This window comes from Pseudomonas sp., assembly GCF_049300855.1.
GTDB lineage: Bacteria > Pseudomonadota > Gammaproteobacteria > Pseudomonadales > Pseudomonadaceae > Aquipseudomonas.
On record NZ_JBAQKH010000016.1, the window covers coordinates 336429 to 355202 of the forward strand.

The window sequence follows — 18774 nt, forward strand, 5'->3', positions numbered from 1 at the left end:
TGATCAAACCGTCGGTGATGCCATGAACGCCAAGCGCCCAGCCTGCGCGGCGCCTGCACTTGAAACGCCCGCGCCTGCCGCCAGCCAGACCTACAGTTACAGCGATTTACCCCGCGAAGAATCGGCCAGCACCGCGCTGGCCGAGGAAGTCGCGTTGGCAATCGCCTACAACGGCATCAGTCAGGCAGTGATGCTGGTGACACCGACCGACCTTGAAGACTTCATCGTCGGTTTCAGCCTCGGCAGCGGCATCATCATCGCCGCCACCGACATTTATGATCTGCAACTGAGCGGCGCCGGTTCTGCGCAATACGCGCAAGTGACCATCGCCAACCGCGCGTTCTGGAACCTCAAGCAACAACGTCGGCAACTGGCGGGCACCAGCGGTTGCGGCCTCTGCGGCGTTGAAGCGGTGGAACAGGCGCTGCCCGAGCTAAAGGTCCTGCCCGGTGCGCCGTTGCCACCGATCGAATGGCTGGACGGTTTGCGTCAGCGCATCGGCGCATTTCAGCCTTTGGGTCAGCATTGCGGCGCGGTGCATGCGGCGGTGTTCATGAACGCCAGCGGCGAATTGCTGCTCGGGCGCGAAGACATTGGCCGGCACAACGCCCTCGACAAGTTGATCGGCGGGTTGATCCGGCAAAAGATATCCACAGAAGGCGGCCTGGCGATTGTCACCAGCCGTTGCAGTCTCGAATTGATTCAGAAAGTTTTGCGTGCCGGCATCCAGACCCTGGTCAGCCTGTCTGCACCCACCGGCCTTGCCGTGCAATGGGCCCGTCGTCACAACCTCAATCTCATCCACCTGCCGCAGAAAAGTGCGCCGCGGGTGTACAGCCCCGCGATGGAGAATCAAGCGTGAGCCAACATCATCAAGCCGACCAGAAACCTGTCCCGCGCTACAAGCCTTACAAAGGTGCCGCCGGCGGCTGGGGCGCCCTGATCAGTGTGGCCCAAGCCTGGTTGACCAGCGACAACGCGCTGAAAAACCTGCGCATGATGCTCAAGACCAACCAGAACGGCGGCTTCGACTGCCCGGGTTGCGCCTGGGGTGATTCGCCGGAAAGCGGCATGGTCAAATTCTGCGAGAACGGCGCGAAAGCGGTGAACTGGGAAGCGACCAAGCGCCGCGTCGATGCCAAGTTCTTCGCCAAACACAGCGTCACTTCGCTGCTGGAGCAGAGCGACTACTGGCTGGAATATCAGGGTCGACTGACCGAGCCGATGGTCTACGACGCCGAAACCGATCGCTACAAGCCGATCAGCTGGGACGACGCCTACACGCTGATCGCCAAACACCTGCAAAGTCTGCCGAGCCCGGATCTGGCCGAGTTCTACACCTCGGGTCGCGCCAGCAACGAGGCGGCGTACCTGTATCAACTGTTTGTGCGTGCGTATGGCACCAACAACTTCCCGGACTGCTCGAACATGTGCCACGAGGCCAGTGGTGTCGCCTTGGCGCAAAGCGTTGGCGTCGGCAAAGGCACCGTGACGTTCGATGACTTCGAACACGCCGATGCGATTTTCGTCTGGGGCCAGAACCCGGGCACCAACCACCCACGGATGCTCGAACCGTTGCGTGAAGCGGTGAAACGCGGCGCCCAAGTGGTGTGCGTCAACCCGTTGAAAGAGCGTGGCCTGGAACGCTTCCAGCACCCGCAACACCCGATCGAAATGCTCACCAACGGCGACAAGCCGACCAACACCGCGTATTTCCGCCCCGCGCTCGGTGGCGACATGGCGCTGCTGCGCGGCATGGCCAAGTTCCTTCTGCAGTGGGAACGCGACGCGCAGAAGGCTGGCGAACCTGCCGTGTTCGATCACGACTTCCTCAACGCGCACAGCGCCAACGTGCTCGAGTACCTGGGCGTGGTCGATGACACACCGTGGGAACAGATCGTCGAGCAATCCGGCCTGACCCTCGTAGAAATCGAACAAGCCGCACGCATGTACGCCAAGGGCAAGAACGTGATCATGTGCTGGGCGATGGGCATCACCCAGCATCGCCATTCAGTGCCGACCATCCAGGAAATCGCCAACCTGATGCTGTTGCGCGGCAACATCGGCAGACCGGGCGCGGGTCTGTGCCCGGTGCGCGGCCACAGTAACGTGCAGGGCGACCGCACGATGGGCATCAACGAGCGCCCGCCAGTAGCCTTCCTTGATTCGCTGGAGCGACGCTTCCAGTTCAAGGTGCCACGCCACAATGGCCACAACGTTGTCGAGGCGATCCATGCGATGGCCGAAGGGCGCGCCAAAGTCTTTATCGGTCTGGGCGGCAACTTCGCTCAGGCAACGCCTGACAGCCCACGTACGTTCGAAGCGCTGAGCAATTGCGACCTGACGGTGCAGATCAGCACCAAGCTCAACCGCAGCCATCTGGCTCACGGTAAAGACGCGCTGATCCTGCCGTGCCTCGGTCGCACCGACATCGACATCCAGACCGAGGGCCCGCAAGCGGTCACCGTAGAAGACTCGTTCAGCATGGTTCACGCCTCCAACGGTCAGTTGCAGCCGCTGTCGAACCAGATGCGCTCGGAGCCGTCGATCATCGCCGGCATCGCTGCCGCCACGCTGGGCAGCAAACCGGTGGACTGGAACTGGCTGGTGGCCGATTACGGGCGCATCCGCGAACTGATCGCCGACACCATTCCAGGCTTCAAGGACTTCGCCGAGAAGGTCAAGAACCCGGGCGGTTTCTACCTCGGCAACAGCGCCGGCGCGCGCAAGTGGAACACGCCGTCGGGGCGGGCCAACTTCCGCGCGAACATGCTGCCCAAAGACCTGGTCCACGAACGCACCCGCGCCACCGGGCAACTGCCGGATCTGATCCTGCAATCGATGCGCTCCCACGATCAGTACAACACGACGATTTATGGCCTCGACGACCGTTATCGCGGGGTCAAGGGTCAGCGTGATGTGTTGTTCGCCAACGAAGCGGACATCATTCGTCTGGGCTTCCGTCCGGGACAAAAGGCCGACATCGTGTCGCTGTGGGACGATGGTCGTGAGCGTCGGGTGAAGGGCTTTACCCTGCTGGCGTTTGATATTCCGGCCGGGCAAGCGGCAGCGTATTACCCGGAAGTAAACCCACTGGTGCCGCTGGAAAGCACCGGGGATGGCAGCCATACGCCGACGTCGAAGTTCATTGCGATTCGGCTGGAGGCGGCGAGTGAGACGGGGCTGATCATGGCCAAGTCCGCGTAACGCGATGTCAGAACCGGCCTATTCGCGAGCAAGCTCGCTCCCACATTGGAGTGCATTTCAAATGTGGGAGCGAGCTTGCTCGCGAAGGCGTCGGTTCAAGCAATACATGTCTGAGCCCAAGCACCTTTCAAACGCCCACAAAAAAGGCCGCTTTTTCACAAAAGCGGCCTGTCCGAAGTAGCTAAAGACCGGCGAAAATCGCTTAAGTTCCGCATACAAAACAGCAACTTGCGAAATTGTATACAAGTCGTGTTATTCGTCGGATTTCGATTGTCACGCTTGTGACACAGCCTCAGGATCGGCGCCGTCATCCCTTTGAGGCTCCTCTATGAAGTTCTCCTCGATTCTCTTGTTGTCCCTTGGCCTGGTCAGTGGCTTTGCGTCTGCTGGCGGCACCACCGAAGCAGGTGTGGGCGGCGCATTGGGCGGGGTTCTTGGCTCGGTCGTCGGTCAGTCTTTAGGCGGCAATACAGGTTCCACCATCGGCGCAGCCCTGGGCGGCGCGGGTGGTAGCGCGGTAGGCGCCGACAAACGCAGCCGTGGCGAAGCCGCCATCGGTGGTGCACTGGGCGCAGCCGGCGGTAACGTAGTCGGCCGCAGCATGGGCGGCACTACCGGCAGCCTGATCGGCTCCGCAGCCGGTGGCGGCGCGGGTGGCGCGCTGGGCAATTACATGGGCAACAAGAGCGATGACGACGATCGTCATTACGATCGCGGTCGTGATAACCGTCGCTACTACCGCGACGACCACCGTGGTCGCGGCCATGCCTATGGCCACCGCAAGCATCACAAGTACTATCGCCATCGTTAAGGCGAATGCTTGAATAAAAATCGCAGCCCGAGGGCTGCGATTTTTTTTGCCTATCTCAAACCACCAGACGCTCCAGCGCCTCGCGCAACCGGGCAGGGATCGGCACCGGCTGATTGCTCGCCCGATCGACGAATACGTGAACGAAGCGCCCGGCCGCGCATGCTTCACTTTCGCCGACCTTGAACACCGCCAGTTCATATTGCACCGAACTGTTGCCCAACTTGCCGACCCGCAGACCGATCTCGATCAGATCCGGAAACGCGATCGAAGCGAAGTAATCGCACGCCGAACTGACCACAAACCCCACCACCTCGCCGTCGTGGATATCCAGACCACCGACCTGAATCAGGTAGGTGTTCACGGCCGTGTCGAAGAAGCTGTAATAGGTGACGTTGTTGATGTGACCGTAGGCATCGTTGTCGTGCCAGCGCGTGGTGATGGGCTGGAAGTGTGGGTAGTCGGTGCGCTGAGGGGTGGACATGGTTGGGCTGATTCTCCTGTTTTTTCAGTGAGGCCGCTTGCCCTCACCCTGGCCCTCTCCCAGAGGTAGAGGGGACTGACCGAGGTGTTCTCTCGAAATACACCGATCTGATCCTTCGAGTCGAACTCAAATGCTGAATCCCAGGCAGATCGGCTCCCTTCCCCCTCTCCCCCCTGGGGGAGAGGGCTGGGGTGAGGGGGAACGATTTTGGCCGCGACATTACACTTGAGCAAACCCCTTATCCTGCGCCACCAACTCACCAATCAACCGCGCCGGCTTCCACTGATCACCCTGCCGCGTCTCCAGCGCCAACAGCCGCTGATGAATATCCGCCAGCCCTTGCTGATCGGCCCAGGCCATTGGCCCACCCTTGTCCGCCGGGAAGCCGTAGCCGTTCAGATACACCAGATCGATGTCATGGGCGGATTCGGCAATGCCTTCCTGCAGAATCTTCGCGCCCTCGTTGACCAGTGCCAGCAGGCAGCGCTCCAGAATCTCCTCAGGGCCAATCTCGCGACGTTGAAAGCCCAGACCTTCACTAACCTGCAACACCAGCGCATCGACCTCAGGATCATGCTCAGCCTGCCGACTGCCCGGCTCGTAATGGTAATAACCATTGCCGGATTTCTGCCCGAACCGACCCAGCTCACACAAGCGGTTATCCACCTGCACCTCTGGCGCCTCCTGGCCCTTGCCGGCCAATTCGCGAGCGCGCCATTCCAGATCGATGCCGACCACGTCGTACATGCGAAACGGTCCCATGGCAAAACCAAAGCCTTGCAGCGCCGCGTCGACCTGCTGTGGATAAGCGCCTTCGAGCAACATCTTGCGCGCCTCCAGCACATACGGATGCAGCATGCGATTGCCGATAAAACCATGACAGTTGCCCGACACCACACTGACCTTGCCCATACGCTTGCCCAGCGCCAGCGCTGCTTCCAGAGCGGCCGGCGAAGTCTGCGCGCCGCGCACGATTTCCAGCAGTTTCATGATGTGCGCCGGGCTGAAGAAATGCAGGCCGAGCACCTGATCCGGACGTTTCGTCGCTGCAGCGATCGCATCGATATCCAGCGCCGAGGTATTACTCGCCAACAGCGCCTCAGGCTTGAGCAAGCCATCCAGTTGACGAAAGATCTTCTGCTTGAGCTCAAGATTTTCGTACACCGCTTCGATCACCAGGTCGACATTGCGGATCGCCGCGTAGTCTGCCGCTGCACTGACCCGAGCGATGCGCGCATCGGCCTCGGCCTGATCAATCCGTCCTTGCCGCACGTTGTGTGCATAAGTGTCAGCCACCGTCGCCAGTGCCTGCTCAAGCATCTGTGGATTGTTATCCACCCACTGCACCGTCACGCCGGCGTTGGCCAGGCACATGACAATGCCGCGACCCATGGTGCCTGCGCCGATCACGGCGGCCTGCTGAATATCGAAGGATGTCTGGCTCATGTTGTTCTCTTGTTGGCGATCCAAAGACTGGTCTCACCTTAGTCAGCCATCGACGTTTTTTGAAGTTTATTACCGTGATGATCGACATTCAGCGGATGGATACAGCCTCTGGTTCAAAGCCTGCTACGGGCGTTAAAGGTTGTCCTGGGCCCACTGACGGACGTCGGCGTAGGGGTATTCCTCCAATGCCGCGTACCCGGAAATCGCCCGAGCCTTGAGCTTGGTGAACAACGGCACGCTGATGCCGCACAGAAACCGCGTCAGTCGTTCCGCTGTCGGCACGCTGCCGGTGTGCTGCTCATGCTTGTGGATAAAATCACTGCACAGCGTCGCGAAGTTTTTATCCACAAGCGCCGGCAATGGCAGCGGTGCCGGCAGACGCGCGATTTGCCCGTGGCACACTGAGCAATGTCCGCACGGCTCTGGGGCATTGTGGTCGCCGAAGTACTCGGCCAGCCGATAACCCAGGCAACGCTCGGTCGAAAACAGTTCAAGCATCGCGTGTATCCGCGCCACTTCGGTTTGTTCGTGGCGGGTGAAATAACCGTGCAACTCCTCGCTCAACACTTCGCTGTCAAAGTCGCTGCGCAGCACGCTGTAGACCTCGGTCATCTGCTTGCTCTCAAGCTCGACCCAGCCTTTTTCCTGAAAGTAATCCAGCGCCTTGACCACCCGATTGCGCTCGGCCGAATACTGCGTGTACATCGCCTCGAAATTCACCGTCGCCCATGTCCGCGCGCGGGTTGAGGTCTGGATGATCGCGGCAACGAAATCCCTGCGCTCGCCCTCGAAACGTTCAAGCAACGCCTCGGGTTCCAGCAAGTATTTGAAACGGTACTCGGCGTAGTAGGCATAGCGCGGAGCGATCAACCCGCGCAGCTCCAACTGCACCAGCAAGGTCTTGAGCGGCAGCGCGCGAATATTGCTCTGATCCGCCAGCGGCCCCAGCAAAAACTCCCACTGCCCTTCCGGTACCGAGGCTTTCAATTCGTCGAGCACATGGCGGATGCCGTCACGCTCCGGCGTATCGCCATAAACGAAGTTTTCCAGCACATTGAGGCTGTCACGGTTGGCCAGCACCAGACAGTCCGAAGGCTGTCCGTCGCGCCCGGCACGACCGATTTCCTGACTGTAGTTTTCGATGGATTTGGGCAGGTCGAAATGCACCACATTGCGGATGTCGCTCTTGTCGATGCCCATGCCGAACGCGATGGTCGCGACAATGCAATTGGACTGCCCGGCCATGAAGCGTTTCTGTATGCCCTCGCGCTGATCGTTGGGTAACCCGGCGTGATAAGCCTCGGCCTGGATGCCGTTGCGCCCGAGATGCTCGGCAATATGCTCGGCGGTTTTCTGCAAGGTGACGTAGACGATGCTCGGCTGCCCCGGGCGTTCGCTCATCCATTCCACCAGACGCCCGCGCTTGTCCTGACCGCGTACCGGCTCCACCAGCAGATTGAGATTGGGCCGGTAAAAACCGGTGGTCACTACATCGTCAGCTGCGATAGCGAATTTGGCCTGCATGTCCGCGATGACTTTCGGCGTCGCCGTGGCCGTCAACAGCAGCGTTTGCGGAATATTGAACTGCCGTTGATAGTCCGGCAGCTTGAGATAGTCGGGGCGGAAATTGTGGCCCCACTCCGAGATGCAATGCGCCTCATCCACCACCAGCAACGAGATCGGCACCTGCTGCAGAAAATTGCGGAAACGCTCGTTCTTCAGGCGCTCCACCGAGACCATCAGAATCTTCAATTGACCCGAGCGAGCGCGGGCCATCACGTCATTGGCATCGTCGCGGCTCTGCGCCGAATCGATGCTGCCTGCCGAAATACCGTGGCGTTGCAGGAACGCCAACTGATCCTGCATCAGCGCCAGCAGCGGTGACACCACCAGCGTCAGGTTCGGCAGCATCACCGCCGGCAGTTGGTAGCAAAGCGATTTGCCGGAGCCGGTGGGAAAGATGGCCGCGGCCGAGCGCCCGGCCAGCACGGCGCTGATAGCCGCCTCCTGACCGAGTCGAAACTGTGGATAACCAAAAACCTGTTCCAGGGTGTTGTGCATTCGCTGTCACTCCTTTGACCGCTGACATGCCAACAGCCTAGCGGGCGATCGCAGCGAGTCGAGAAAAGGTCGGGGGGCAAATCGATACGGGATGATACAGCCCCGAACACGCAGCCACAGACTGAAACAGACGAGACGATTTGTTTATCGCGGTGTTTTCCGGCATCGCGTTAACGTGCCTGCTCCACCCGCATCACGCCAGGACGGCTGATGTACGCACAACCTCACAAAGGAATGAACATGTCGAACACACTGAAGCTGCCCCTCGCCCTCATCCTCGCGACTCTGTTGCTGAGCGGATGCATGCCGTTTCCCGGTGATCTTCCGGAACTGGCTATTAGCCTGACGACGGCCTCAGCGGCAGTGACCTGATCATCAGGGCAGCAACACTGCCACGCGTAACTGCTCGTTCAGTATCTGCTCATGCACGCTTTGGCTCTTGCTCGCCCACAGCGCATGGGCAGGACTGATGTCGCCGGTAAACGCTGCCGCCAATTGGCGCAAGTCCGCGACACTGCGTACCCGCGGGCAGAACACCTGCTCGTCGCAGCCCTGGCTGGCATTGCGATAGGTGCTCAACAGGTGGTCCCACAAGCCGTCGCGCACCTGCCTGATCGATTTGAGCTGCACCTGCGGCACGCCCAGCCGTTGCTTGAGCGCGGACTCATCCAGTGCCTCACTGGCGAGCAACGCTTTGCCAAACATCAGCACTTCGGCGCGAGAAGCGGTATCCACGTTTGCCTGACTGCTGAGGGCGTCCGGCCAACCGGTTCGATCCAGTTGATTAAACAACAGCGAATTGCCCAACTCGGCTGCCATTGCCAAACGGCAACCACTGGCCCACAGCAATACAATCGAGGCCATTCGTAGCCACTGCATACCTAATTCCCTTTAAGTGCGTATCGGACATTTGGAAACGTCCGACAAATTCTGGCGCGCACCTTACAGCGGTTTCTAACGAAGCGCCTGAGAAACCCGTAGGAAATTTCCGGCCTAAGGGTTTCACCTTGAAAAACCCATGAAAACGCGTAGGGCAAATGCCCGAGGCCCGGAAAAACCCCTACAAAACCCGTCCATTTTTCCTGTCTTGTTCCGCTGCTCGGCGCGCTTCTATAGTGATTGGCGCGGTGGACAAATCGTATTCGCCGCCGAGCGCCTTCGAAGGACACGCCTCACCATGATCACCCGCTATCGCCCGCTCAAAACTTGCTACAGCGAAAACTCTGTTCTGCTCATCGACACCCACTCCAGTCATGACGAACTGCTCAATGCTGCCGACCAGCGCTTGCGCGCCGCCAGCGACCTGTTGGAAACACTTTACTGTTTGTGTTTCAAACAATCCGACGTGAAAGATATCCCCAACATCGTCAATGCTCTTTATTTGCTTGTTCAAGATGGCTGCGACTTGCTCGAAGTTGCAAAACAGAAACCCCAACAATAACAAAACAGCACAAACCCGGAAACAACAGAACGCTTTATTTATATTCAACTTCAACCTTAACGTGTTTGCTCTTACATTTAGCCAAGGGCAACACCATGACAGTTTTAACTATCTTTTTCTGTGGCACCGGCTCCAATAAGTTCGACGTTACCCATGAAAATTTCTGGGACGGCGAATTGATTTCCACGTTGGCAGCAAACCACTCCGGTCGCGAATTTGCCGAGTGGATCGTGGTCGACGGCCCAGGCTCCGGTAACCTGCAAGCCGATGACCTGTTCACCAAGACCAAAGAATACGGCCTTACTGGTACGTTGTTCGGCAAGGGCTGGGAAGAAAACGTGCAGCACGCGGTCAATGTCATCAAGGGCAAATGCGACTGGCAGCGCGAGCAACTCACCGAAGCTGAATACAACCGCCTCAAAGCCGCCGGCATTCCCATTGAAGATGTAAAAGCCGAAGGTTCGTGGTTCTGGCGCAAATATAACTACGGTGATCGCAGTGTGACTCAGCAGAAGTTGCAAGAGCAGATTATCAAGACCTTCCGAAAGGACGGTGTTATTCCAACACACGTCAACCTGGTGGGCTGGAGCCGGGGCGGTATAAGTTGCCATATGCTGGCTAACGCAATGTTAAAAGTTCCAGAACTAAAAAACATCCCGGTAAATATATTCGCACTTGATCCTGTTCCAGGCATTGGTAACTTCCAGGACGAACGGGTCAAACTCGGCGCCAATGTCAAAGAGTACGTCGCTTTCTACGCCCGCGACGAACGCTCCAAAGGCTTCAGCTGCGTGATCCCGCAAACCGCCCCCGGCACCAAAACCTGCGTCTATCCCATGGCCGGCCGCCACGCGACCATGGCGGGCAACGCCACGTCCAGCGGCGGCGTACCCAATAACAGCAACGATCTGAAAGTACTGGTCGAACCTGGGCGCATCGTCCGCCATCTGGCCGAAACCTGCCTCAAGCGCTGGGGCGTACAACTGAACAAAACCCTGAACCTGAGCGAAATAGATCTGCTGCGCCTGACGGGCGCCATCGTCGCCGACGAAGCGCTCTACAAGCAGATGCACAGCATTTCCTACACTTACTTCACCGAACTGGATAAAGGTGAGCGCTATGTTTCCCTGGGCAGCAAAGGAGTGCCGTTTTCGGCGGTGAAAGGCCCGATTTACGCGCCTGCGACGGGGCTGACGACGAGAGTGCTGGATGTGGCGGCGTATCGAGTTATTGGCTGAGGCGGAGCGGCGACCGATAGGTTTTCAACCAAGAAGGAAATAGAACGATGAACAGTACGAGCGGTGAATCGGAACAGGCTAGCGACGAGGAAACCTACGAAGCATGGGTCATCAGGCAGGTCCAAGTCAGCATTGATGATCCTCGGCCAAGCATTTCCGATGAAGTAAGCAGGAAACTGATGGCAGATAAACGCGCTCGTTTAAGACGTCTGAAGGATTGTCAGCAATGACCTATTGAATCTACGTCCTGTTCCTACAAGCACAGACTCCTTGTCTTCTATCGCCGTCGTGTAGCTCGTCTCTATAGTCGTGACTGTCGCTGCCAAATCAGCGGCTCGGGCTTGGTCACCCGTATTAGATGCGCATTCACAGTCGTTGTATGCTGCTGGCGCTTTTTTGTGTCAGCACGCTTTATGGCGGCTGTGTTCGGGACACCTTCGGGTGTGCCGGTTGTGAATGCCTCATCGGTTGACCAACCCGAACGCAGTCCGCCACCTATCGCTTGGTCACGGTGGGTGCGGATTCTCATGACGCAAAAAACGAGGCAAAAATAATGAAAACATGGAATCAATTCACCACTGATCGCTACCGCCCACTCGAATCCAATCTCACCGACACCAAGCCCCTGATCATCGACACACACGCCAACCCGCAAGACATCCTCGAATGCGCCGTCCAGCGCCTGCGCGCTTCAAGCGACCTGCTACGCACCCTCTACTGCCTCAACTTCAAACAAGCCGACGTCGAAGACATCCCCCACATCACCCACGCCCTCTATCTGCTGACGCAGGATGGCTGTGACCTGCTGCAGGTTGCGCAGCAGCGAATGCTCAATTGGAAGGCGCCGGCCTAAGGCTGCGTGGACAGATCGCTCTCATTCTTAAGTGAGAGCGATCAGAAACCAGTCATCCTTTTCAAACACTTCAGCATTGCCTCGAAGTAAGTCACTGGCGTACATTGACGATGATTTTTATTGAGACTTCAGTCTTCACCCGCCGAGTAATCGAGCTTCTGGACGACGACACCTATGCCGCCTTCCAAAAACAGCTAGTTGTGAACCCGTCTATCGGCGATGTAATCGAAGGGGCAGGAGGGGTTCGTAAAGCTCGAGTCGCCTCCAAGGGTCACGGCAAACGCGGCGGCGCCCGGGTGATCTACTACCACTTCGTCTCGGCGTCACAGATCGCTTTGTTGATGATTTACCCAAAAAATGAACAACACGATCTGACCCATGATGAACGGAAAGCTATGAAAGCCATGATCGGAAACTGGAGACAACCATGAGCAAGTTTTTTGATGAGCTGATGGAAAGCGTGCAGGAGATGGATGAAATTCTGCGGGGTGAACGAAAACCCTCCCGCGAATTTTATGTTGATGCATTACAGGTCAAAGAAATTCGTAAAGCCACCGGCATGACACAAGCAAAGTTCGCGGCGTTGATCGATGTCCAACTCGGAACTTTGCGTAATTGGGAGCAAGGTCGTCGGGTACCAACCGGGCCAGCTAAAGCACTACTCAAGGCCATCTATAATGATCCAGTTCATGTACTGAATGCGTTGGCTGATTGAGCAGCATTCTGCGGGAATAATGGCAGTCAAGCCTTTGCCTTAGGATCGGTTACCCACAAAAAAGCCGCCCCAAAGGGCGGCTTTTTCATTCGCAACAAACCAATCTTACAACTTCGGCCCTGCAGCCTTGATCGCGTCGCTCACTTCGAACTTCTTGAAGTTCTCGATGAACAGTCCGGCCAATGCTTTCGCCGCCTCGTCGTACGCAGCCTTGTCAGCCCAGGTGTTGCGTGGGTTGAGCAGGTTGGTTTCAACGCCCGGTACGGCCAGTGGCACGTCGAGGTTGATGGTGTCGAGGTGTTCGGTGGCTGCACCGATCAGCGCGCCGCTCTGGATCGCTGCGATCACTGCACGGGTGGTCGGGATGTTGAAGCGTTTGCCGACGCCGTAGCCGCCGCCGGTCCAGCCGGTGTTGACCAGGTAGACCTTGGAGCCGAAGCCGCGGATGCGCTTGATCAGCAACTCTGCGTATTCGCCAGCCGGACGCGGGAAGAACGGCGCGCCGAAGCAGGTGGAGAAGGTCGACTTGATGCCGCTGCCCGAACCCATTTCAGTCGAGCCCACCAGTGCGGTGTAGCCGGACAGGAAGTGGTAGGCCGCTTGTTCTTCGTTGAGGATCGACACGGGCGGCAGGACGCCGGTCAGGTCGCAGGTCAGGAAGATTACCGCGTTTGGCTCGCCGCCCAGGTTCTGCTCGGAACGCTTGGCAACGTGCTCCAGCGGGTACGCGGCGCGGCTGTTCTGGGTCAGGCTGACATCGGCGTAGTCGGCGTGCTTGGCGTCGTCGATGACGACGTTTTCCAGGACTGCGCCGTGCTTGATGGCTTTCCAGATAACCGGCTCGTTCTTCTCGGAGAGGTCGATGCACTTGGCATAGCAACCGCCTTCGATGTTGAACACCACGCCTTCGCCCCAGCCGTGTTCGTCGTCACCGATCAGGTAACGGCTTTCGTCGGCCGACAGGGTGGTTTTACCGGTGCCCGACAGACCGAAGAACAGAGTCACGTCGCCTTCTTCGCCGATGTTGGCAGCGCAGTGCATTGGCAGCACGTCAGCGGCCGGCAGCAGGAAGTTCTGCACGGAGAACATGGCTTTCTTCATTTCACCGGCGTAACGCATGCCAGCGATCAGGACTTTCTTCTGTGCGAAGTTGAGAATCACGCAACCGTCGGAGTTGGTGCCGTCACGCTCAGGCACGCACTCGAAGTTGGCCACGTTGAGCACTTGCCATTCTTCACGGCCAGCCGGGTTGTACTGGGCCGGGTTGATGAACAGGCAACGACCGAACAGATTCTGCCAGGCAGTCTGGGTGGTCATTTTCACGGCCAGGTAGTGATCTTCCGCCGCGCCTACATGCACGTGGGACACAAAGTGCTCTTGCGCGTTGTTGAATGCCTCGACGCGAGCCCACAGGGCATCGAACTTGTCGGCCGGGAACTTGCGGTTGATCGGGCCCCAGGCAATAGCGGCCTGAGTGGAAGGCTCTTCAACGATGAAACGGTCAACAGGCGAACGACCGGTGCGGTGACCAGTGCGAACAACCAGAGCGCCGGTATCGGCAAGCTCGCCCTCACCGCGGTTCAGGGCTTCTTTTACCAGATCATCAACACTCAGATCGGTGTACACGGCGTTATTGGCTTGCGTCATGAGGTTCCCCGTCGGCCAGTGGCCGAGTGTGCTCCAAACGTTTTGTAGTAGAAAGTCGTGCACTACTACCGCGAAAAAAGTGGGCCGGATTATGCCAGAAAAGCCCAAAAAGAGTAGGGCCCTCCCGTCGTAACGGCGTAATTCCGTCGTTGAGCAGTGAATTTACCTGCGCTGAACCGTTTTAGTGCCGGGTATCTGACGGCGTGTCGACGCCCGCGCCGGCGAACAATTGAGCGATATCGGCGGCATCGAACAGGTAACGCTGGTTGCAGAACTGGCAATCGATCTCGACCTGGCCACCCTGTTCGGCCACCAGCGCCTGCGCATCTTCCAGACCCAGGCTGACCAGCGCATTGCCCGAGCGTTCACGCGAGCAGCTGCAACGGAAGCGCAGGTTCTGCACATCGAACAGGCGCACTTGCTCTTCATGGTAAAGGCGATGCAGCACGGTTTCGTTGTCCAGGCTCAACAACTCATCGGCGGTCAGGGTGCTGGCCAGCGCGGTGATGTGCTGCCAACTGGCGGCGCGTTCTTCTTCGTCCTTCAGGCGATCGGCCGGCAGTTGTTGCAGCAGCATCCCGCGGGCACGGCGGCCGTCGGCGAACAGCTTGAAGCGCGTGCCGACCTGTTGCGACATGACGAAGTAGTTGGTGAAGCAATCGGAAAGGGTTTCGCCATCAAGGTCGACGATGCCCTGGTAGCGCTGCCCAACAGTCGGATCGACAGTCAGCGCCAGAACGCCGTTTGGCATCAGGTCGGCAAGGGTCGCGTCCGCGGCGATCTGCTCGGCGTGGTAACGCGCCAGACCCCGGATATCGCGCTCGCTGGAGCATTCGATCATCAGCAGCGGAATCGGCCCTTCGGAACGCGCCTGCAGAATCAGCAAGCCGTCGAACTTCAACGTGCCGACCAGCAACGAGGCGGCCGCCATCAATTCGCCGAGCAATTGCGCCACCGGCTCCGGGTACGGGTGCTTGGCGAGAACCTCGGCGTAGCTGCGCTCAAGCGCAACCAGTTCGCCGCGCGTGTCGCTGTCATCGAAGATGAAACGTTGGGTGAAATCGGTATCCGCTAGGTCGGTCATAATTTTGGGTATCTGAATGTGGTGACAAAATGGTTACAAGGCGTGAAAATTTGCGCTTCTTGGCACTCTTTTTGGTGCCGACTGCTCTGCCATGGGAGGCATTTTATGAACAATCCGGGTTTGTTCCAATCAAGGTGGAACCTCGGCCGGCTGGTTCTGTGCAACGTAGTGCCATTAGCGCTACTGGCTTTCTGGTTATGGCCTACGGGCAACGCGCTGTGTGTGATATTCGACGAGTGGCTGTTCCGCTCGCTCAATGCACCGCTGGCCAGCAACCCGATATGGCTCCACACCTGGGCAATTGCAAGTCTGCGCCCGTTCGATATCGTTGTCGGGCTGATTCTGCTGGCATTGCTGATCAAGGGCGACTGGGTGTTCAAGGCGATTGATGTGCGTCGCGCATTCTTCGGCTTTTTCTCGATCCTGCTGTTGATGGTGGTGATTCGCGCGCTGTTTTCCAAGTTCGCCGACCACATGGACTGGCAGCACAGCAGCCCGTCGATGGTGCTGGAAGGTGCGGTGCATATCAGCGATTACTTTCCGCACCTGGAAAAAACCTGGGAATTGAAAGATCGTTCCAGCCAGAGCTTCCCGGGCGACCATGCTTCGGTGCTGCTGATCTGGGCGCTGTTCATGGGCGTGTTCAGCCGCACGGTTGGGCAGTTCGTGATCATCTGGGGGCTGGCGTTGCTGTTTATGATGCCGCGCCTGGTGGCCGGCGCGCATTGGGGACAGGACGATTACATCGGTGGCGTACTGCTGGCGGTGTTGGCGTTGGGCTGGGGTTACTACACACCGTTTGCCTACCATGCGGCGAACTTCTGGCTGAAGCTGACGGCACCGATTTTCGCGTTGCTGGGCAAGTTGCCGCTGGTGTCGCGGATGAGTGTGGTGCGTAGCGCCTGATACCGAGCTGTCTTCGGCGAGGGCTGCGCCCTCGATTCGCAAGCAGGCTCGCTCCCAGATTGAAATGCAATCTCCTGTGGGAGCGAGCCTGCTCGCGAAGAGGCCAGCACCAACAACGCGATTATTCGTCGTTACTGCTGCCGCGAAACTTGAACAAATCCCGCCGCTGTTTCTTGCTCGGCTTGCCGTCGGTGCTCACGCCCAACGCGCCCGCCTTGCGCATCGCCGCTGCGGCCTCACGCTTGGCGATACTCACCTCGGTCTCTGCATACAACGTCTGTGCTTCGGGCGCCCCGCGTCGCACAATCGACAACGCCTCGACTTTCACCGTACGCACTTCAAACCCGGTACGAATCTCGAACTCATCGCCAATGCGCGGCTCTTTGCCAGGCTTGCAGCGTTCGCCGCGACAATGCACCTTGCCACTCTCGATCGCCGCTTTGGCCAAGGCGCGGGTCTTATAAAAGCGCGCAGCCCACAGCCACTTGTCGAGACGGACCTTGTCGTCCTCTTCGCTTTTTTGTGCCATTTGAATTCCTCGTTCGGCCAGTAGTCGGAACTGTACTACCGTTTCTGTCAGGCGCAAGAACTCGGCCCTCCAGATAGACTGTGATCTTGGCCGGTTCAGCGGCATGGAGTGATCGAGTGACTAAATTTCCGTCTTCATTAACCTCACCCAAGGCCGGTTGCCAAGGGTGTCAGCAAAGCGAACCACTGGGCTTCGATTTTTCCTTCGCCTATCAACCCATCGTCGATCTGCGCGACCAGTCGGTTTTCGCCCATGAAGCGCTGGTTCGCGGTGTGAAGGGTGAAGGCGCACTGACGGTGTTGAATCAGGTTACAGAAGAAAACCGCTACCGTTTCGACCAACTCTGCCGGACCCGCGCCATCGAAGGCGCGGCCGATCTTAATATGCAGACACACTTGTCGATCAACTTCATGCCCAACGCCGTCTATCGTCCAGAGCTGTGCATTCGCAGTACGCTCGAGGCGGCAAAAAAACACCAGTTCCCTCTCGACCGGCTGATTTTCGAAACCCTGGAAAGCGAGCACGTAGATAACTATCGCCATTTGACCAATATTCTGCGTGAATACCGCGAATTCGGCTTCAAGACCGCCATCGATGATTTCGGTGCCGGTTATTCGGGGCTCAATCTGCTGGCTGATTTCCAACCGGACCTGATCAAACTCGACATGGCGCTGATCCGCGATGTCGATCAAGACCGTGTTCGTCAGGCGATCGTCCGGGGGATTGTCACAATCTGTGCGGAGTTGGACGTTACAGTCATTGCCGAAGGCATTGAAAGCGCCGGTGAACGGGATTTCCTGGCGGACTGTGGAATATTTCTGATGCAGGGCTACTGGTTCGCCAAACCTGCATTCAAAGCGCTGGCCCGGGTTTCGTCTGAGGCATGGGCGCGTTAATCGTTGGTTTTTTAATTGAAGACATTTGACCATTTGACCGTTGTCGGTCTGCGCGAGTGGGTGGCGCTCCCGGATTTGGGAGTCGCGGGCCTGCGGGCGAAGATCGACACCGGTGCCAGTACCTCCAGCCTGCATGCCACCGATATCGAACCGTTTGAACGCGACGGCGAGAAGTGGGTGCGCTTCACGGCGCATCTGGGCACGGTGGTGCAGCTGCGTCACCGCCGCTGCGAAGCGCCGCTGGTGACGCGCAAAACCATTAAAAGCTCCAACGGCCATGCACAGGTGCGCTACGTGATCAGCACCACCCTGGCTCTGGGTGATCGGGTCTGGCGGGTCGAGTTCACCCTCGCCTGCCGCAAGTCCATGCGTTATCGCCTGTTGCTCGGCTCCAAAGCCCTGATCGATGGCCAGTTGGTGGTCAATCCGGGCATCAAATATGTACAAGACAAGCCGGTGTTCCCGGTATCTACCTCCTCCACAGGTGTTGCATGAAGATCGCTGTGCTGTCGCGGAACCCGCGTCTGTATTCCACCCGCCGTCTGGTCGAAGCCGGAACCGAGCGCGGGCATGAAATGGTAGTGATCGATACCTTGCGCGCCTACATGAACATCGCCAGCCACAAGCCGCAGATCCACTATCGCGGCAAACCGCTGGAAGGTTTCGACGCGGTGATTCCGCGGATCGGTGCGTCGGTGACGTTTTATGGCTGCGCGGTGTTGCGCCAGTTCGAAATGATGGGGGTGTTCCCGCTCAACGAATCGGTGGCCATCGCCCGTTCGCGGGACAAGTTGCGTTCGCTGCAACTGCTGTCGCGACGCGGCATCGGTCTGCCAGTCACCGGTTTTGCTCACTCGCCGGACGACATTCCCGACCTGATCGACATGGTCAACGGCGCGCCATTGGTGATCAAGGTGCTGGAAGGCACCCAAGGCATCGGCGTGGTGCTGTGCGAAACCGCGACCGCTGCCGAATCGGTGATCGAGGCCTTCATGGGCCTGAAGCAGAACATCATGGTTCAGGAATACATCAAGGAAGCCGGTGGTGCGGATATCCGTTGTTTCGTGGTCGGCGACAAAGTCATCGCGGCGATGAAGCGTCAGGCCAAGCCGGGTGAATTCCGCTCCAACCTGCATCGCGGCGGCAGCGCCAGCCTGATCAAGATCACCCCGGAAGAACGCATGACTGCATTGCGCGCGGCGAAGGTCATGGGCCTGGCGGTGGCGGGTGTGGACATCCTGCGCTCCAATCACGGGCCGCTGGTGATGGAAGTGAACTCGTCGCCGGGACTGGAAGGGATCGAGACCACCACGGGCAAGAACGTGGCGGGGATCATCATTGAGCACCTTGAGAAGAATGGCGGGCCGAATATGACCCGCACCAAAGGCAAGGGCTAGAGCCAAGAGCAAGAGCCCCTCACCCTAACCCTCTCCCAAAGGGAGAGGGGACTGATTGGGGG

Annotated in this window: 21 protein-coding genes; 14 read left to right on the top strand and 7 right to left on the bottom strand. The window is 58.5% G+C overall.

Translation table 11 applies throughout. The features are described from left to right. Positions 1-22 precede the first annotated feature (22 nt). From fdhD to WA225_RS06635, 3 genes are all read left to right on the top strand, one after another. Complete coding sequence (fdhD, locus tag WA225_RS06625; RefSeq protein WP_422607320.1) at positions 23-862, top strand: formate dehydrogenase accessory sulfurtransferase FdhD; 840 nt, start codon at positions 23-25, stop codon at positions 860-862. Further along, positions 859-3207 (top strand): FdhF/YdeP family oxidoreductase, encoded by a 2349-nt coding sequence (locus WA225_RS06630; RefSeq protein ID WP_422607321.1) that lies wholly within the window; start codon positions 859-861, stop codon positions 3205-3207. The genes fdhD and WA225_RS06630 overlap by 4 nt, the downstream gene beginning before the upstream one ends. 328 nt (positions 3208-3535) lie before the next feature. After that, entirely contained in the window at positions 3536-4018 is a 483-nt protein-coding gene (locus tag WA225_RS06635; RefSeq protein ID WP_422607322.1) for a glycine zipper domain-containing protein, read from the top strand. A gap of 55 nt (positions 4019-4073) precedes the next feature. Here the strand turns inward: WA225_RS06635 and WA225_RS06640 are convergent, their stop codons facing one another. From WA225_RS06640 to WA225_RS06650, 3 genes are all read right to left on the bottom strand, one after another. Beyond that, positions 4074-4499: an acyl-CoA thioesterase gene (locus WA225_RS06640; RefSeq protein ID WP_422607323.1), complete on the bottom strand. Its 426-nt coding sequence runs from the start codon at positions 4497-4499 to the stop codon at positions 4074-4076. Positions 4500-4718: 219 nt separating this feature from the next. Then, complete coding sequence (locus WA225_RS06645) at positions 4719-5945, bottom strand: 3-hydroxyacyl-CoA dehydrogenase NAD-binding domain-containing protein (RefSeq protein ID WP_422607324.1); 1227 nt, start codon at positions 5943-5945, stop codon at positions 4719-4721. A 132-nt stretch (positions 5946-6077) separates the two neighbouring features. Beyond that, positions 6078-8006, bottom strand: a complete 1929-nt coding sequence (locus tag WA225_RS06650) for a RecQ family ATP-dependent DNA helicase (RefSeq protein WP_422607325.1) — start codon at positions 8004-8006, stop codon at positions 6078-6080. 240 nt (positions 8007-8246) lie between these two features. On the opposite strand from WA225_RS06650, the gene WA225_RS06655 reads away from it, so the two are divergent. Then, positions 8247-8378 carry a hypothetical protein gene (locus WA225_RS06655; protein WP_422607326.1) on the top strand — a complete coding sequence of 44 codons (132 nt, stop codon included), beginning with the start codon at positions 8247-8249 and terminating at the stop codon, positions 8376-8378. Between the two features lie 3 nt (positions 8379-8381). Here WA225_RS06655 and WA225_RS06660 read toward each other — a convergent pair whose 3' ends face one another. Further along, positions 8382-8885 carry a polysaccharide deacetylase gene (locus WA225_RS06660; RefSeq protein ID WP_422607327.1) on the bottom strand — a complete coding sequence of 168 codons (504 nt, stop codon included), beginning with the start codon at positions 8883-8885 and terminating at the stop codon, positions 8382-8384. Between the two features lie 298 nt (positions 8886-9183). Here WA225_RS06660 and WA225_RS06665 point away from each other — a divergent pair, with 298 nt between their 5' ends. From WA225_RS06665 to WA225_RS06690, 6 genes are all read left to right on the top strand, one after another. Beyond that, a complete protein-coding gene (locus WA225_RS06665; RefSeq protein WP_064116986.1) occupies positions 9184-9447 on the top strand; it encodes a hypothetical protein in 264 nt (87 codons plus the stop codon). A 95-nt stretch (positions 9448-9542) separates the two neighbouring features. Beyond that, the gene (locus WA225_RS06670) at positions 9543-10685 is read left to right on the top strand and encodes a hypothetical protein (protein ID WP_422607328.1); all 1143 of its coding nucleotides are present in this window, start codon (positions 9543-9545) and stop codon (positions 10683-10685) included. A 47-nt stretch (positions 10686-10732) separates the two neighbouring features. Then, positions 10733-10915, top strand: coding sequence for a hypothetical protein (locus WA225_RS06675; protein ID WP_422607329.1), 183 nt, complete (start codon positions 10733-10735; stop codon positions 10913-10915). 323 nt (positions 10916-11238) lie between these two features. Then, positions 11239-11538, top strand: coding sequence for a hypothetical protein (locus WA225_RS06680; protein WP_422607330.1), 300 nt, complete (start codon positions 11239-11241; stop codon positions 11536-11538). Positions 11539-11648: 110 nt separating this feature from the next. Continuing rightward, positions 11649-11969 carry a type II toxin-antitoxin system RelE/ParE family toxin gene (locus tag WA225_RS06685; protein ID WP_064116983.1) on the top strand — a complete coding sequence of 107 codons (321 nt, stop codon included), beginning with the start codon at positions 11649-11651 and terminating at the stop codon, positions 11967-11969. Then, the gene (locus tag WA225_RS06690) at positions 11966-12253 is read left to right on the top strand and encodes a helix-turn-helix domain-containing protein (RefSeq protein ID WP_422607331.1); all 288 of its coding nucleotides are present in this window, start codon (positions 11966-11968) and stop codon (positions 12251-12253) included. The genes WA225_RS06685 and WA225_RS06690 overlap by 4 nt, the downstream gene beginning before the upstream one ends. A 105-nt stretch (positions 12254-12358) precedes the next feature. Here the strand turns inward: WA225_RS06690 and WA225_RS06695 are convergent, their stop codons facing one another. Beyond that, positions 12359-13900 (bottom strand): phosphoenolpyruvate carboxykinase, encoded by a 1542-nt coding sequence (locus WA225_RS06695; RefSeq protein WP_008080486.1) that lies wholly within the window; start codon positions 13898-13900, stop codon positions 12359-12361. Between the two features lie 181 nt (positions 13901-14081). Beyond that, a complete protein-coding gene (hslO, locus tag WA225_RS06700) occupies positions 14082-14984 on the bottom strand; it encodes an Hsp33 family molecular chaperone HslO (protein WP_422607332.1) in 903 nt (300 codons plus the stop codon). Positions 14985-15089: 105 nt separating this feature from the next. Here hslO and WA225_RS06705 point away from each other — a divergent pair, with 105 nt between their 5' ends. Further along, positions 15090-15890 carry a phosphatase PAP2 family protein gene (locus tag WA225_RS06705; RefSeq protein WP_422607333.1) on the top strand — a complete coding sequence of 267 codons (801 nt, stop codon included), beginning with the start codon at positions 15090-15092 and terminating at the stop codon, positions 15888-15890. A 121-nt stretch (positions 15891-16011) separates the two neighbouring features. Here WA225_RS06705 and WA225_RS06710 read toward each other — a convergent pair whose 3' ends face one another. After that, positions 16012-16419, bottom strand: a complete 408-nt coding sequence (locus tag WA225_RS06710) for an RNA-binding S4 domain-containing protein (RefSeq protein ID WP_242209883.1) — start codon at positions 16417-16419, stop codon at positions 16012-16014. Positions 16420-16535: 116 nt separating this feature from the next. Here WA225_RS06710 and WA225_RS06715 point away from each other — a divergent pair, with 116 nt between their 5' ends. The 3 genes from WA225_RS06715 (at position 16536) to rimK (ending at position 18712) form a co-directional block, all read left to right on the top strand. Further along, a complete protein-coding gene (locus tag WA225_RS06715) occupies positions 16536-17315 on the top strand; it encodes an EAL domain-containing protein (protein ID WP_422607441.1) in 780 nt (259 codons plus the stop codon). A 75-nt stretch (positions 17316-17390) separates the two neighbouring features. Then, positions 17391-17810 (top strand): ATP-dependent zinc protease, encoded by a 420-nt coding sequence (locus WA225_RS06720; RefSeq protein ID WP_422607442.1) that lies wholly within the window; start codon positions 17391-17393, stop codon positions 17808-17810. Then, complete coding sequence (gene rimK / locus WA225_RS06725) at positions 17807-18712, top strand: 30S ribosomal protein S6--L-glutamate ligase (RefSeq protein WP_007949201.1); 906 nt, start codon at positions 17807-17809, stop codon at positions 18710-18712. The genes WA225_RS06720 and rimK overlap by 4 nt, the downstream gene beginning before the upstream one ends. Positions 18713-18774 lie beyond the last annotated feature (62 nt).